Here is a 13,674-nt window from a genome sequence, read left to right as displayed (position 1 = left end):
CCGGCGATAAAGATATGATAAAAACTCGACATGATGGCAAAGCGAGTCATCCATTAGCCCAAATGTTCAATCGATATTACTGGTTGCAGATTGGTCTGATTGCATTATCGATCGTGGTCGGGTTGGCTTGTAGTGCTTGGGTGATTAAGGGCTCTTTACTTAAAACCGCTTTAGAACAGGAAATGGAGCATTACTGGTTACGCATAGAACGTAATCCAAATGCTGATTTACCAGATACTAAAAATTTATATGGATATCGGTGGAATACACAGGCCGCGCCTCAACCTTTTCGGGGCATGCATTTAGAGAGTGGCGTGCACCGAGTATTCGTTGATGGTAAAGAACGAATGACGGTCTATGGTGAGCGTAATGGTCAGCATGTTCTATTGGTATTTGGCGAAAGCAATGTTAATAAGCTGATCTGGTTATTTGGTCTTGCTCCACTGATGTTCAGCTTATCTGTTCTATATAGCTTTTTGTGGTGGTCAAACCGAAGAGCAAGACGCTATTTTTCTCCAATTACGCGCTTAGCGAACGCTTTAGAAAATATTGATTGGGCACATCAAGATACTCAGGCATCTCCTTTTAGAGATATTAATACCAATGGCAACATGGAAGCCGAATATCTCAAACAAGCTTTAGAAAAATATCATCAAGTTTTAAGTGATTTTATTCGACGTGAAAGAGAATTTACTGGAGATGTGAGCCATGAGTTACGCACTCCACTCACCATTTTGAAAGGTAATGTACAACTGTGTCAGGCGAAATACGGAGACGATAAATCCTTAGTCCGTCTTCATAACACAATTGAAGATATGCAGCTGCTCGTTGATACCTTACTTGCGATTGCACGTAATACGGTACAGAGCTTGCCATCTGAGAAAAATTTATTATCGAAAACGGTAAAGGATCTTGTTGAAAGTTTAGAAGCGGTAAGTGCAGGTAAAGGGATACAAATTAATATTCAACCTGATGTTTCTGAGCAGCCACGTTGGTTATATCCTTCGATGACTCAAATGGTTTTAGGTAATATTTTACGTAATGCCCTGAACTATTCTCAAGGCTCACAAATCGACATTATTCAACAAAAAAACAGCCTGATTATTGCAGATAATGGAATTGGAATTTCTTTACCTAACGATGTAAAGGTGCAAGAGCTAAGCGACACACAACTTTCCTTAAAGGCTAAAGGCCATGGAATTGGTTTGCAATTGGTACAAAAGCTTTGCAAACAACTAGGATGGAGAGTGGAGCTGTTTGATCGACAATATTATTTAACCACTCATCCTGAACTCGATTTGGAGCCAACCACAGGCTTAATTGTTGTGGTCTATTTAAGTTAAGTCGCGGAATCTTCCAAAGCAATTTTTAAACCGACACCTGCCACTGTATGTAATAGTTTAGGATCAAAAGGTTTATCAACCATTTTTCTTAGGTTATAGATATGACTGCGTAACGCATCGCTTTCAGGTTCTTCGTCTCCCCATAATTCCATCATCAGTTCTTGCTTAGTCACTACTTTTGGAGACTGGCGCATCAAAATTTTTAATAGTTTAAATTGAATAGGGGGTAACTCGATATTATTTCCGGCACGAACCACAGTTTGAGTTGAGCTATCAAGAATTAAGTCGTGAATTTGAATTTTATGGTGAGTGACTTCACCAGCTGCTCTTTTTATTAATGCACGAATCCGCATCACTAATTCATTAAAATCAAAAGGTTTTACCAAATAATCATCTGTGCCAGCAGTAAAACCTTTAAGTTTGTCATCTAAAGTATCTCTTGCTGTGAGCATAAGAACGGGAATATCAACGCCTTGTTCGGTACGTAGCCAGTTACATAGGTCATAACCCGAGCCATCGGGCAAATTTATATCGAGCAACAAAAGATGATAATGCTGAGATTTGAGAAAAGTCCGTGCAGCATCTAAATTACGTGCATGATCGACAACATAATCATGCACTTCAAGAAATTCGCAGACCGTTGCTGCGAGTTCAAAATGGTCCTCAACCATGAGGATAAAGTGATTACCCATGAGATTTTATTAAGCCATTAATTTAATAATTGTTGTTTTAATTTAGCATTAAACGGTTCGCTACCAAACCAGATTTTAAAATATTGATTTGCATTCGGATTGTTCAAAGAGCCGAGTAGCTTCTGGTTTAATTTTAATTCTAGTTTTTGATTTTCATGTTGATAGTAGAGACTATAAAGATCTCCACTCTTAATTGGCCTATATAGTTCATTAATATGATTAAGCGGGGATTTCGCATCAAAGCCGCTAACATTTTTCTTCAAAAAGTGGGTTGCTGCGCGTTTAAATGCCCACTCGGGAATATCGCGGTTATAGCTAAAGTCCATTTTGATGCTTTGGTTCTGCCAATTTTTTAGGCAATCTTCAGCAAAGTAACTGACATTTCCCACTTTCTTGCTCGTCACCATTAAAGGAGCTGAACTGCATTTTTTTAGTTCAGCCGCATTCGCTTGAGATACGATTAAGATTCCCAGAAATATCAAGATTCGACTTTTTTGAACGGTAATACCCATTTATATACTCCTCCAAATATGGGTAAAGAACGGTAAAGGCCATTTGCCGGATCCCAATAATCTTGCTGGAAAATAATTTTTTGTTGCTCATTAATCTTAATTTGACTAATTCCATAAGAAGCCATGGTTTTTGAGCGACCTAGCATTTTAAAGTCATAGGTCATGTACCAATGAATGTAGGCTGTATCTTGGTGATGAGTTGCACTAATGAGTTTTACAGTGACATTACTCACTCGGGCATTCATGCCTTCAAAATGCTTAATCAGATCTTTCTTTTGAGAGAACTGCGAGAGTGTATCGTTGATATAGAGCTGATCAGCGTAAAGATTGCTAGCATTATTTACAAAAGAAGGAGTACCGAGCGTATTAAATGCAGCGACAAAACGATTGCCGACATCTAGCGCCTGTTGATCATCTAATTCTATACCAGTAATTTTTTGTTCAGCTTTGCCATAGTCACCTGAGTAACTAGGCACACTTTTACACGCCGTTAAACCTACCAAAGTAACCAACCCTAGGGCTGTAGTTATAATTTTCATGTCGATATCCAAGCCAACTTTATAAGATCAAATTAAAGAGCTGGTCGTGAATTTTGCGTGAATTCTTATATTTTATGATTTGGGTTTAATGGAGAGCGTTTTCTGTTTTGGAAATTTAATAAACTAGGCCTAATCAACTTAAAAATTTCTATCGACTTCACAGCGTTTAAGATTAATAAATAAGATAAGCAAGAAAAAATTTAAGAAAGCAATTTTATTCTAGCTGCGCTTTACTCATAAGAGATATAGATAAGTTTTGAATAAATAGAAAGGTTCAATAATGAAAACAATCGGCTTATTAGGCGGAATGAGTTGGGAATCTACAGCGCTTTATTATCAACAAATCAATAAAATGGTTCATCGTAAATTAGGAAAATTGCACTCCGCTAAGGTCATTATTAATAGTGTTGATTTTGAAGAAATAGCAGCCTTGCAAGCGAAGGGTTTATGGCAAGAGGCTGGCACATATTTAGCTGAGCAAGCACAAAATTTAGAAAAAGCAGGAGCAGATTGTATTTTGGTGTGTACTAACACCATGCATAAAATTGCTGCGCAGATTGAAGATTCAATTTCGATTCCTTTCTTACACATTGCCGATGCAACAGCAAAAGAAATTTTAAGTCAAAACATTGGTAAAGTTGCACTGTTAGGGACAGCTTTTACAATGGAGCAAGATTTTTATAAAGCTCGATTGCGGGATTATGGAATTGATGTTGTTATTCCAAATGAAGCCGACCGAAAAATAGTCCATAGCATCATTTATGAAGAACTTTGTTTAGGTGTGATTAACCCCGATTCTCAGCAAAAGTATATCGCTATTGTAGAAAGACTTATAGCTGAAGGTGCCCAAGGAATTATCTTAGGTTGTACTGAAATTTGTATGTTAATTGGTGAGCTTAAATTCTCGGTTCCTTTATTTGATACGACCGCCATTCATGCAAAAGAGGCGGTGAGTTTTGCTTTAACTTAAGAAGATAAATTAGAAACAATAAATTGTTAGGAATTAATTTTAAAGATGGAGGATAACTTTGAAATTTAGATCAAAAATTGATTGGTGGCTTTTATTAATATTTGTTGTGATCACTGCCAATATCATTATGAAAATTTATGAAGCAAATTATCATTATTCTTTAGCTTCAAATTTTCCACACCTCGTCATTTATAGTTTAGTCATTTTGGTTATTTGGCTTCCGGTCTTTAACACGTATTACGTAGTAGAAAACAACACATTAATCATTAAGAGCTTGGTATTTCGATGGAAAATTAATATCAATGATATTACTCAAATAGAACCTACCCATAATCCACTTTCTTCTCCAGCATTATCGCTAGATCGACTTAAAATTTATTATATGAAAGATGGAAGAATGGCTACCGTAATGATCTCGCCCAAAGATAAAGAGAGCTTTTTAAATACTTTAAACAATAGTTCTGGGACCAAGTTCTAATTGATAGTTAATTAAGAAAGTAAATTAAGTGCCTAATAAATACTCAGTTATGTATTAGATTTTTGAAAAATACGGTCTGTAATGCTCAGCACAGTTAAATAAATCAACTATAAGTCTCTCTTCTAAAGCATTAACCTGTATTTATTGCGAATAAATAAAATGGAGATAAAAGATGCTTAACGATTTTTTGAAGCCAACTTTAGGCATTACGGTTGTATGTGTACTTGCAGGATGTGCGTCATCCTCTCAATATCCAATTACTGATAGTTATGGCCCAGAACCAAAACTTCCTGAACCAAAAACAAGCTTATTACCGACCGTTAATATAGCCCCAGCAGAAGGTTGGCCAAATGGCGCTATGCCTACTCCAGCAGAAGGTTTAAAGGTCAAAGCCTTCGCCAAAGGACTTGAGCACCCGCGTTGGCTTTATGTATTACCAAATGGCGATGTATTGGTTGCTGAAACAGATGCTCCGCCTAAACCGGAAGACAGCAAAGGTATTAAAGGTAAAATCATGACTTTTGTGATGAGGCGTGCAGGCTCATCTCATCCGAGCGCAAACCGTATTAGTTTACTTCGTGACACCAATGGAGACGGCGTCGCTGACCAGAAAACGGTATTCCTTAAAAACTTAAATTCTCCATTTGGTATGGCATTGGTAGGTAATAACTTATATATCGCCAATACGGATGCACTGGTGCGTTTTCCTTACCAAGAAGGGGAAACTCAAATTACAGCCAGTGGAACCAAAGTATTGGACTTACCGGGTGGTGCTTTAAACCACCACTGGACCAAAAATGTAATTGCTAATCGCGAAGGTACAAAGCTCTACATTACTGTCGGTTCTAACAGTAATGTTGCTGAAAATGGTTTAGATCAAGAAAAAGGTCGCGCACAAATTACAGAGTTTGATATTGCAAGTGGTCAATCTCGCCCATTTGCAACAGGCCTACGTAATCCAAATGGTATGGCTTGGCAACCTCAAAGCGGTAAACTTTGGACGGTGGTTAATGAGCGCGATGAAATCGGTAGTGACCTAGTACCCGATTATATGACTTCGGTTCAAGACGGTGCTTTTTATGGTTGGCCTTATAGCTACTATGGTCAACATGTAGATGTGCGAGTAAAACCGCAAAATCCTGAAATGGTTGCTCGTGCAATTAAACCCGACTATGCGCTAGGTAACCATACGGCTTCTTTAGGCCTTGCATTTTATACAGCCGAACTGATGCCACAATTTAGAGGTGGGGCATTGATCGGTCAGCATGGTTCTTGGAACCGTAAACCTCACAGTGGTTATAAAGTCATTTTTGTACCATTTAGAAGTGGTCAGCCCTCAGGTCCACCGCAAGATATTTTGACTGGATTTCTCAGCGATAAAGGCAAAGCGTATGGTCGTCCGGTGGGTGTAGCAATTGATTTTTCAGGTGCTGTGTTAGTTGCAGATGATGTGGGCAATACGATTTGGCGCGTTTCGCCAGTTGCTGAGACAACTTATGAGAGTCCAACCCAGCAATCCATTAGTAGTTCAGTGACTCAACCTTAAAAAGGTTGGACAAAATAGGTTTATTTTATGCAAATATTACGGTTATCTGATTACCCTCAATACAAAGAAATGGCTGCACAGTGGTTTTCTGAAAAATGGCAAATCCCTGTGGAAGCCTATCTTGATAGTATTCAGATTTCCATTGATCAAAAGCATGCTATTCCACAGTGGTACATTGTTTTAAATGAAGATAAGCATTTAATTGCTGGAGCAGGAGTCATTGATAATGACTTCCATGAGCGTAAAGATTTAACACCAAACTTATGTGCTTTATTTGTAGAAGAGAACTATCGAAACCAAAATATTGCAAAGCACATTTTAGATTTTATACGTGAAGACTTGAGTAATCAGGGCATCCAAACACTTTATTTAATAACAGACCATACCGAGTTTTATGAAAAATGTGGTTGGCGGTTTTTAATGTTGGTAAAGGATGAGGAAGGCGAGATGGTACGTATGTATGTAGCAGATACTTTTTAATAGAATTTAAAGAGCATCTATAAAAAAATAGCCTCTATAGAGGCTATTTTTTGTAGGCTTATTTACTTTTAAAATTTTTAAAAATCAGAAGAAGCGCGACAAACGATAGTAAAATAATAAAACTAATATAACTATTTGCTGTACTCATCAGCCCAATTTTCCCAACAAAATAGCCAGCGAAAATTGCAGGAATACTAAATGCTAAATAACTTTCAACAAAAAATGCAGCCATAAGTCCTGCGCGTTCCTCTGGTAAAGCTAGAGGCATTACTGTGCGGATCGTACCCATAAAAGCTGTACCAAAACCCACCCCCGTAATAATAGAACCGAGAAATAAAACTACTGCACTTGTAAGATTAATTGCTAAAAATAAAATGGTTGAACCAATAGCAATTGAAAGAGTACCGGTTAATAAAATACGGTAATTTGTCGACTTTCTAAGTGTTAATATACCGGCTGCGCCTGAGAGTGCTAGCGCTATAAACATAACACCGTTTAGCCATGCCGATGAAGTATGGAAAATTTTTGCCAGTAAAGAAGGCATAAGTGATAGGAAGAAACCACTGACCATCCAAAGAGCAATATTAATCGGACTAATACTCAATAAAGCACTTTTTGTTTGTGGAGGAATAGCCATATTGGGTTTTAAAGAGGCAAGTGCACCCGATCTTTTTTGGGCTGTTTCAGGAGTAAAAAAACTTAAAATGAGTTCACAAATAAGAAGAAGACATAAAAATTCAAAAACAAGCTGTAATGGTTGGGCAGAGAATTGCAAAATAGAACAAGTTAGAAATATACCAACAGCCATGCCGACCATTGGTGCGATACTATTAATAAGCGAACCCTGAAGCTTACTAAAATCTAAAATTGCTGCGCCTATAGCCGAGACAGCAAGCCCTGTTGCGATTCCTTGTAAGCCCCGTGCAATAAATAACATCGAAACATCTGAAGCAAATAAGAAAAAGCTCATCGAAATAATTTGCAGAAAAATGGCTGCAATAATGACAGGACGACGTCCAATATAGTCAGACAAAGAACCAATAATCAGTAATGAACCCAGCAGAGTAAAAGCATAAGTTGCAAAAATTAAAGTCAAAGTGACAGGTGAAAATTGCCAAAGCTGTTGGTATAGACGATAAAGTGGAGTCGGTGCACTAGACGCCGCCATAAAGGTCATGAGCGTGATTGTATTGAGTGTCAATGCACTTGCACTATCTAACTGAAAAACTGATCCAGACCGTTTTGAACTTGAATTGTTCATATAAGATGAATAATATAAAAGCGAATATTTAGCTTTTATACATTATTTTCACACTAAAGCAAATCCTTAGCTTTAGTGTATTTTGTATATAGATATAAATATTTATAAATTTTTTGATCCCTTTACAGAGTTTATAAATGGCAAAAGTTGTTACTGGCTTACGTCCTGGTGGTCGTAGTGAAAGAATTCAAACTGCGGTGCACCAAGCGGTAAAAGAGCTTCAAAAAACCTTAGAGCAGAGCCAAATTACCATACCTATGATCGCTCATGAGGCAGGAGTAACACCTTCGACAATTTACCGCCGTTGGGGCGATATTAATCAGCTATTTTCAGATGTAGCCCTAAATGAACTTAAACCTGATATGGAACCAAAAGATTTAGGTTCATTTCAGCTAGATATCACTGCATGGATTGAACAATATTTTGAGGAGTATTCTTCTGAAGTTGGTCAAACATTATTGCGTGATGTGCTATATACAGCCGACTCTTCAAATGCGAGAAAATGTGAAACCTTAATTATTCAACAACTTGATATTATTCAAGCCAGAGCTAAATCGCGTAATGAACCCACTATAAATAATAAAGAAATTATCGAAGCTGTTATTGCCCCTATGCTATTTCGCATCTTATTCACTGAACGTACCTTAAGTTTAGATTACGTCCACATTTTATTGGAACGGTTATTTAACGCTCCCTAATTTGAATTAATTTATCAAAGCCTATTAGTGTGATTTTTTTAACAAGAACGAGACACTTTATCTTGTTAAAAAATTATATATCAATTTTTCTTATTATTTTTAAACTAAATTTTCATAATTTATAATTTACATGTTTTTTATAAAATCATTTATTTAAGAAATGTTGTTCTTGTATGAGACAATTAAACTTCTACAGACATTTTTGTGCATATTTTTACTTAAAATATTAATATTAAATAATGATTTATAGCGAATTTTGGTTTTTTTTTATTTTTTTAAAACTAGAAAATTAAAATGATTTTATATAATTTATTGCATGATTATTGAATTTGACATTTTTTAAATTTATAACACAGGCCGTTTTTTATTCTTTACAATGGCTTTTCCCTGATAAAGCAGCTTGTGGTGCACGCTTTATATTTTATTTTTTTATCCCCATCGAAAAGGTATTTAGATAATGGATTTCAATACCCTTGACCAAGAAACGTTACAGAAAAAACAGAAATTTCACCAAATTTTGTATGTACAGGTCATCTTTGCAATTATTTTGGGCATTTTAATTGGTCATTTTTACCCAGAACTTGGTGAAAGTTTAAAACCGCTTGGTGATGCATTCATCAAGATCGTTAAAATGATTATTGCTCCCGTCATCTTTTTAACCGTTGTTACAGGCATTGCCAGTATGACAAACATGAGCCGAGTCGGCCGTGTAACTGGTAAAGCTATGCTTTATTTCCTTACCTTCTCAAGCTTGGCGCTTGTGGTTGGTATGATTGTGGCAAATATTATCCAACCAGGTAAAGGTCTTAATATTGACCCTGCTACCTTAGTCAACGACAAAGTAAATACTTACGTTGAAAAGGCGCATGCAACAAATATTACTGACTTCTTCATGAATATTATCCCGCAAACTCTAGTTAGCCCTCTGGCAGGTGGCGAGATTTTGCAGGTTCTGTTTGTGGCGGTATTATTTGGTATTTCTTTGGCTGCATTGGGTGACCGTGCACGTCCAATTACCGACTTCTTAAATAACTTAACAGCTCCAGTTTTTTACCTTGTTGGTATGTTAATGAAGCTGGCTCCAATCGGTGCTTTTGGTGCAATGGCTTTTACCATCGGTGCGTATGGAATCGAATCAATTGGTAATTTATTACTATTAATTATGACGTTCTATATTACAGCGGTATTGTTTGTCATAGTGATCCTAGGAGCAGTAGCCCGTTACAATGGTTTCTCAATTATTCATTTAATCCGTTATATCAAAGATGAACTTTGGTTAGTTTTAGGAACAAGTTCTTCTGAAGCAGCTTTACCATCTTTAATGGATAAAATGCAAAAAGCAGGTTGTGAAAAATCGGTAGTCGGTTTGGTGATTCCAACAGGTTACTCATTTAACCTTGATGGTACAAATATCTACATGACTATGGCTGCTCTGTTTATTGCCCAAGCGTGTAACGTAGACTTATCCATTAGTGAACAAATTGCCTTACTTCTTGTGGCAATGGTAAGTTCTAAAGGTGCAGCAGGGGTGACTGGTGCAGGCTTTATTACTCTGGCTGCCACTATATCTGTTGTACCAGCTGTTCCTGTTGCAGGTATGGCGTTAATTCTTGGTATTGACCGTTTTATGTCTGAGTGCCGTGCATTAACAAATTTAGTTGGTAATGCTTGCGCAACAATTGTTGTAGCACGTTGGGATAAAGCTTTAGATAAAGATCTTTTAGATAAAGCCTTAAAGAACCCTAAAGCAGAATAACCTTATAAAAAAATCTGTAGCTAAGGGCAATTTGGGAGAGTAGCCCGGCTACAGATTTTTTTTAACATCTAAAAATATATTTTAATTAAATCATTCTAAAGTTCTGCTATTACTTATCTTTTAAAAAAAGACAATCTTAAATAAAAAATTGTGTCGTAAAAAATTATGCTTTTAAGTGATCCTCAAACTCTTCACCTAATTGCATCGCTAATGAGTTTCCTGCCAAATCACAGGTCACTAAACCATATTCTTTTTTAAAACTGAAAGTAAAACCTTTTCCATCAGCAAGATTTTTAACTGAATACCCTAACTTTTCTAACCAAATACGAAACGCAATCAAATTTTTAGCTTTAACAACCTTTTTCACGTGAGAACTCCTTCTATCCGTGGCATTACATCTTATTTATTAATAGGGTTTTAATTAGATTTTTTAAAGGGGGAAATCTTTGTTTTATTTTGCAACTTGTAAAAAAAGTAAGCTAGAGAAAGGAAAGTTTTCTTTTTTATAAAATTATGGAGAGGTTATGTAACTAAAAAATAAAATTTTTTTATTTAAAAAATTGTTCTTCGGCATTTTTTTTAAAAAATATAAATTTGGCGAAATTTTAAAAAAGCTGAATAAATAAGAATAAAGTAAATGTAAAAAATAATTACGATCAACGTGCGCTATGCAAAAAGATACAGTTCTTAAAATGAAACTGTATCTCTTAAAAGGAGAAGCTTTAACTTTAAAAATTATCTTTAAGTGCACGTAAATGAGCAAAATCTTCAGCACTTTCTGCGCGAAGAAAAGGATTGGTTGCTAATTCAAGTTCAATCGTACTCGGAAGAGTGATTGATCCTTGTTTACGTAGCTCACGAACTTCTTCAGCTCGTTCAGATAAGGCATGGTTATGCGGTTCTACCGTTAAGGCAAATTCGGCATTTGAAAGCGTGTATTCATGCGTACAATAAACTTTGGTTTGTGTTGGTAGCGCTGCTAAACGACTAAGTGAGTGATACATTTGTTCAGCCGTACCTTCAAATAATCGTCCACATCCCATTGCAAACAAAGTGTCACCGCAGAATACAGCTTCTAACTCTTCAATAAAATACACAATGTGCCCTAAGGTGTGACCTGGGGTCGCGATAATCTCTACTTTTAAATCATTAAATTTTAAATGATCGTCATGTTGTAAGGGGTGAGTAATTCCCGGAATTTTTGAGAGCTCATCACGTGGACCATAGACAGTAATATTTTGGCCAGCCGTTAAATCCGCTACACCACCGATATGGTCTTTATGCCAATGAGTGAGCCAGATTTGTTTTAAAGTGAGTTGATAATTTTGACAAAATTGAGTCACAAGATCAGCTTCTGTTGGATCAACTGCAACAGCCTCTTGGGTTTCAGTATCTTCTAAAATCCAGATATAGTTTTGGAGGGCATTCTGTACATCAATAAAATGAATTCTATAACGCATTGTTTTATCCTAAAACCAAATCCAAAGAGTAAGTAATCGCTGTTTTTGATAATAACAGAAAATGGTATTAAGCCACTCACTCAACCTTTTTATGAAAATGATGTATATAAAACAAAAAAGCCCCCATTTAGGGAGCGTTTTATATGAGTAATTTAACGGATCTTAGAGAGCCAGTTACCTAGCGTCTGTACAATCTGTACTAAGAGCAATAGAACAATTACTGTTAAAATTACAACGCTTGTATCAAAACGTTGGTAACCATAAGAGATTGCTAAGTCACCAATACCACCTGCGCCCACTGCACCAGCCATTGCTGTTGCACCAATCAAACTGATTGTCGCTGTTGTGAGGTTTAAAATGAGTGAACTGCGTGCTTCTGGCAAAATAAAGCGGTAAATAATTTGCCAAGGTGTAGCACCCATCGCCTGAGCAGATTCAATAATTCCTTCATTTACTTCGAGTAGGGAAGTTTCAATCAAACGTCCCATATATGGACCAACGTAAATTGTTAAAGGAACGATCGCTGCCCATGTACCAATTGAAGTACCTACCAACAACTTGGTAAGAGGAATCACTGCAATAAGTAAAATAATAAATGGGAGAGAGCGTAACGCATTTACAATTGGGTTGAGTAAATGATAGACGAATCTATTTGGCAAAATACCTTCTGGGCGAGTTACAAGCAGGATAACCCCTTGAATGAAACCCCAAATACCACCAAATAACAGCGCAAAAAACACCATGTGAAATGTTTCTTGTAGAGCTGTTACAAACTGGTCAATTGAAAGAGAACTGTGCCAGAAAGGTTGAGTAAGTTCAGTTAACCACTGTACGATTAAATCTCTCATACTTGATCTCCTGATTGAACTACACTCACTTCATTTTTCTCTAAAAACTCGATAGCTTGTTTAATCAACTGAGGCTCACCTAGAAGCTGTACAAACATTTGACCAATGACAGTACCGTTAATTTCAGTCATGTTAGCGAATAAGATATTTAAACTAATATCAAATTGTTTAATCAGTGACTGAATTACAGGTTCTTGAGCAGAACGGCCCAAAAACTGTAAACAGTAGATGCTATGGTGATGCTGATTTTCGAGTTGATTTAAAATATTCACAGGCAACTGTTGATGTAACACAGTTTGAATAAAGTTTTTAGTCGTCGGATGTTGAGGATTACTAAAGATATCAATCGTTGAACCTTGTTCAATGACTTTACCAGCTTCCATCACAGCTACATGATCACAAACAGTTTCAATGACATCCATTTCATGGGTCACCATAACGATTGTGATTTTTTGCTCTTGATTGATTTTCTTGAGTAACTCTAAAACAGACTTGGTTGTTTGCGGGTCTAGGGCAGAGGTTGCTTCATCACACAAAAGAATTTTTGGATGATTTGCCAAAGCACGAGCAATACCGACACGTTGCTTTTGGCCGCCAGAAAGTTCATCAGGATAAGCATCTTTTTTATGCTTAAGATCAATGAACTCCAATAACTCATTTAAGCGCTTTTCACGTTCTGCTTTATTGTAATTCAGCAGACGCATTGGCATTTCGATATTTTCAGCAACCGTTTTGGTTTGTAGCAAATTGAAGTGCTGAAAAATCATACCAATATTTGCACGTTCCTGACGTAATGAACGCGCATCCAAAGCAGTGAAGTCCTTTTGATTAATGATAACCTGACCTTCATTTGGTCGTTCAAGTAAGTTAATCAGGCGGATTAAAGTACTTTTACCTGCACCACTATAGCCAATAATACCAAAAATACTCCCTTCAGGAATTTCCAAATTAATTTGGTCCAGAGCTCGTATGGTTTGGCCTTTAAGCTGATAGTGCTTTGAAATGTTTTTAAATTGAATCATGTCGTCAAAAACTATGCTAAAAAGAAAAAACAGGCAAAGAGTCTTTGCCTGTTTCGCGTTGCAGCTATT

The 13,674-nt window shown here is 36.6% G+C and carries 15 protein-coding genes; 7 read left to right on the top strand and 8 right to left on the bottom strand.

Annotated features, from left to right (window positions below; genetic code table 11):
• The first annotated feature begins 14 nt into the window (after positions 1-14).
• Positions 15-1,343, top strand: coding sequence for a sensor histidine kinase (locus MKL51_RS17165; RefSeq protein WP_005073552.1), 1,329 nt, complete (start codon positions 15-17; stop codon positions 1,341-1,343).
• Here MKL51_RS17165 and MKL51_RS17160 read toward each other — a convergent pair.
• From MKL51_RS17160 to MKL51_RS17150, 3 genes are read right to left on the bottom strand one after another with little or no spacing between them, the layout of a single operon-like run.
• Positions 1,340-2,035 carry a response regulator transcription factor gene (locus tag MKL51_RS17160; protein ID WP_002119620.1) on the bottom strand — a complete coding sequence of 232 codons (696 nt, stop codon included), beginning with the start codon at positions 2,033-2,035 and terminating at the stop codon, positions 1,340-1,342. The genes MKL51_RS17165 and MKL51_RS17160 overlap by 4 nt on opposite strands.
• Before the next feature lie 17 nt (positions 2,036-2,052).
• On the bottom strand, positions 2,053-2,547 hold the full coding sequence (locus tag MKL51_RS17155; protein WP_005073555.1) for a chalcone isomerase family protein: 495 nt from the start codon (positions 2,545-2,547) through the stop codon (positions 2,053-2,055).
• On the bottom strand, positions 2,514-3,086 hold the full coding sequence (locus MKL51_RS17150) for a nuclear transport factor 2 family protein (protein WP_032005395.1): 573 nt from the start codon (positions 3,084-3,086) through the stop codon (positions 2,514-2,516). The genes MKL51_RS17155 and MKL51_RS17150 overlap by 34 nt, the downstream gene beginning before the upstream one ends.
• 280 nt (positions 3,087-3,366) lie before the next feature.
• Here MKL51_RS17150 and MKL51_RS17145 point away from each other — a divergent pair, with 280 nt between their 5' ends.
• The 4 genes from MKL51_RS17145 (at position 3,367) to MKL51_RS17130 (ending at position 6,560) form a co-directional block, all read left to right on the top strand.
• The gene (locus MKL51_RS17145; protein ID WP_002119648.1) at positions 3,367-4,056 is read left to right on the top strand and encodes an aspartate/glutamate racemase family protein; all 690 of its coding nucleotides are present in this window, start codon (positions 3,367-3,369) and stop codon (positions 4,054-4,056) included.
• A gap of 58 nt (positions 4,057-4,114) precedes the next feature.
• A complete protein-coding gene (locus MKL51_RS17140) occupies positions 4,115-4,534 on the top strand; it encodes a PH domain-containing protein (RefSeq protein WP_270904369.1) in 420 nt (139 codons plus the stop codon).
• Positions 4,535-4,706: 172 nt separating this feature from the next.
• Positions 4,707-6,080 (top strand): PQQ-dependent sugar dehydrogenase, encoded by a 1,374-nt coding sequence (locus MKL51_RS17135; RefSeq protein ID WP_017480818.1) that lies wholly within the window; start codon positions 4,707-4,709, stop codon positions 6,078-6,080.
• 27 nt (positions 6,081-6,107) lie between these two features.
• Positions 6,108-6,560 (top strand): GNAT family N-acetyltransferase, encoded by a 453-nt coding sequence (locus MKL51_RS17130; RefSeq protein WP_005073564.1) that lies wholly within the window; start codon positions 6,108-6,110, stop codon positions 6,558-6,560.
• 58 nt (positions 6,561-6,618) lie between these two features.
• On the opposite strand, the gene MKL51_RS17125 is transcribed toward MKL51_RS17130, so the two are convergent.
• Positions 6,619-7,821, bottom strand: a complete 1,203-nt coding sequence (locus MKL51_RS17125; protein WP_032005397.1) for an MFS transporter — start codon at positions 7,819-7,821, stop codon at positions 6,619-6,621.
• 137 nt (positions 7,822-7,958) lie between these two features.
• On the opposite strand from MKL51_RS17125, the gene MKL51_RS17120 reads away from it, so the two are divergent.
• A complete protein-coding gene (locus tag MKL51_RS17120) occupies positions 7,959-8,519 on the top strand; it encodes a TetR/AcrR family transcriptional regulator (RefSeq protein WP_032005399.1) in 561 nt (186 codons plus the stop codon).
• Positions 8,520-8,976: 457 nt separating this feature from the next.
• Entirely contained in the window at positions 8,977-10,275 is a 1,299-nt protein-coding gene (locus tag MKL51_RS17115; protein WP_270904368.1) for a dicarboxylate/amino acid:cation symporter, read from the top strand.
• Between the two features lie 163 nt (positions 10,276-10,438).
• Here MKL51_RS17115 and MKL51_RS17110 read toward each other — a convergent pair whose 3' ends face one another.
• The 4 genes from MKL51_RS17110 to MKL51_RS17095 all read right to left on the bottom strand — a co-directional run bounded on the left by MKL51_RS17110 (position 10,439) and on the right by MKL51_RS17095 (position 13,605).
• Positions 10,439-10,642: a hypothetical protein gene (locus MKL51_RS17110; RefSeq protein ID WP_002119766.1), complete on the bottom strand. Its 204-nt coding sequence runs from the start codon at positions 10,640-10,642 to the stop codon at positions 10,439-10,441.
• A gap of 361 nt (positions 10,643-11,003) precedes the next feature.
• On the bottom strand, positions 11,004-11,735 hold the full coding sequence (gene gloB, locus MKL51_RS17105) for a hydroxyacylglutathione hydrolase (RefSeq protein WP_005068466.1): 732 nt from the start codon (positions 11,733-11,735) through the stop codon (positions 11,004-11,006).
• A gap of 152 nt (positions 11,736-11,887) precedes the next feature.
• Positions 11,888-12,583, bottom strand: coding sequence for a methionine ABC transporter permease (locus MKL51_RS17100; protein ID WP_002119707.1), 696 nt, complete (start codon positions 12,581-12,583; stop codon positions 11,888-11,890).
• Positions 12,580-13,605 carry a methionine ABC transporter ATP-binding protein gene (locus MKL51_RS17095; protein WP_002119636.1) on the bottom strand — a complete coding sequence of 342 codons (1,026 nt, stop codon included), beginning with the start codon at positions 13,603-13,605 and terminating at the stop codon, positions 12,580-12,582. Before MKL51_RS17095 ends, MKL51_RS17100 begins: the two co-directional genes overlap by 4 nt.
• Positions 13,606-13,674: the final 69 nt, after the last annotated feature.

This window comes from Acinetobacter sp. AOR18_HL, assembly GCF_027855145.1.
Classification (GTDB): domain Bacteria; phylum Pseudomonadota; class Gammaproteobacteria; order Pseudomonadales; family Moraxellaceae; genus Acinetobacter; species Acinetobacter pittii.
The sequence above is the reverse complement of the archived record's forward strand: the minus strand, read 5'-3'. Positions and strand labels throughout refer to the sequence as shown.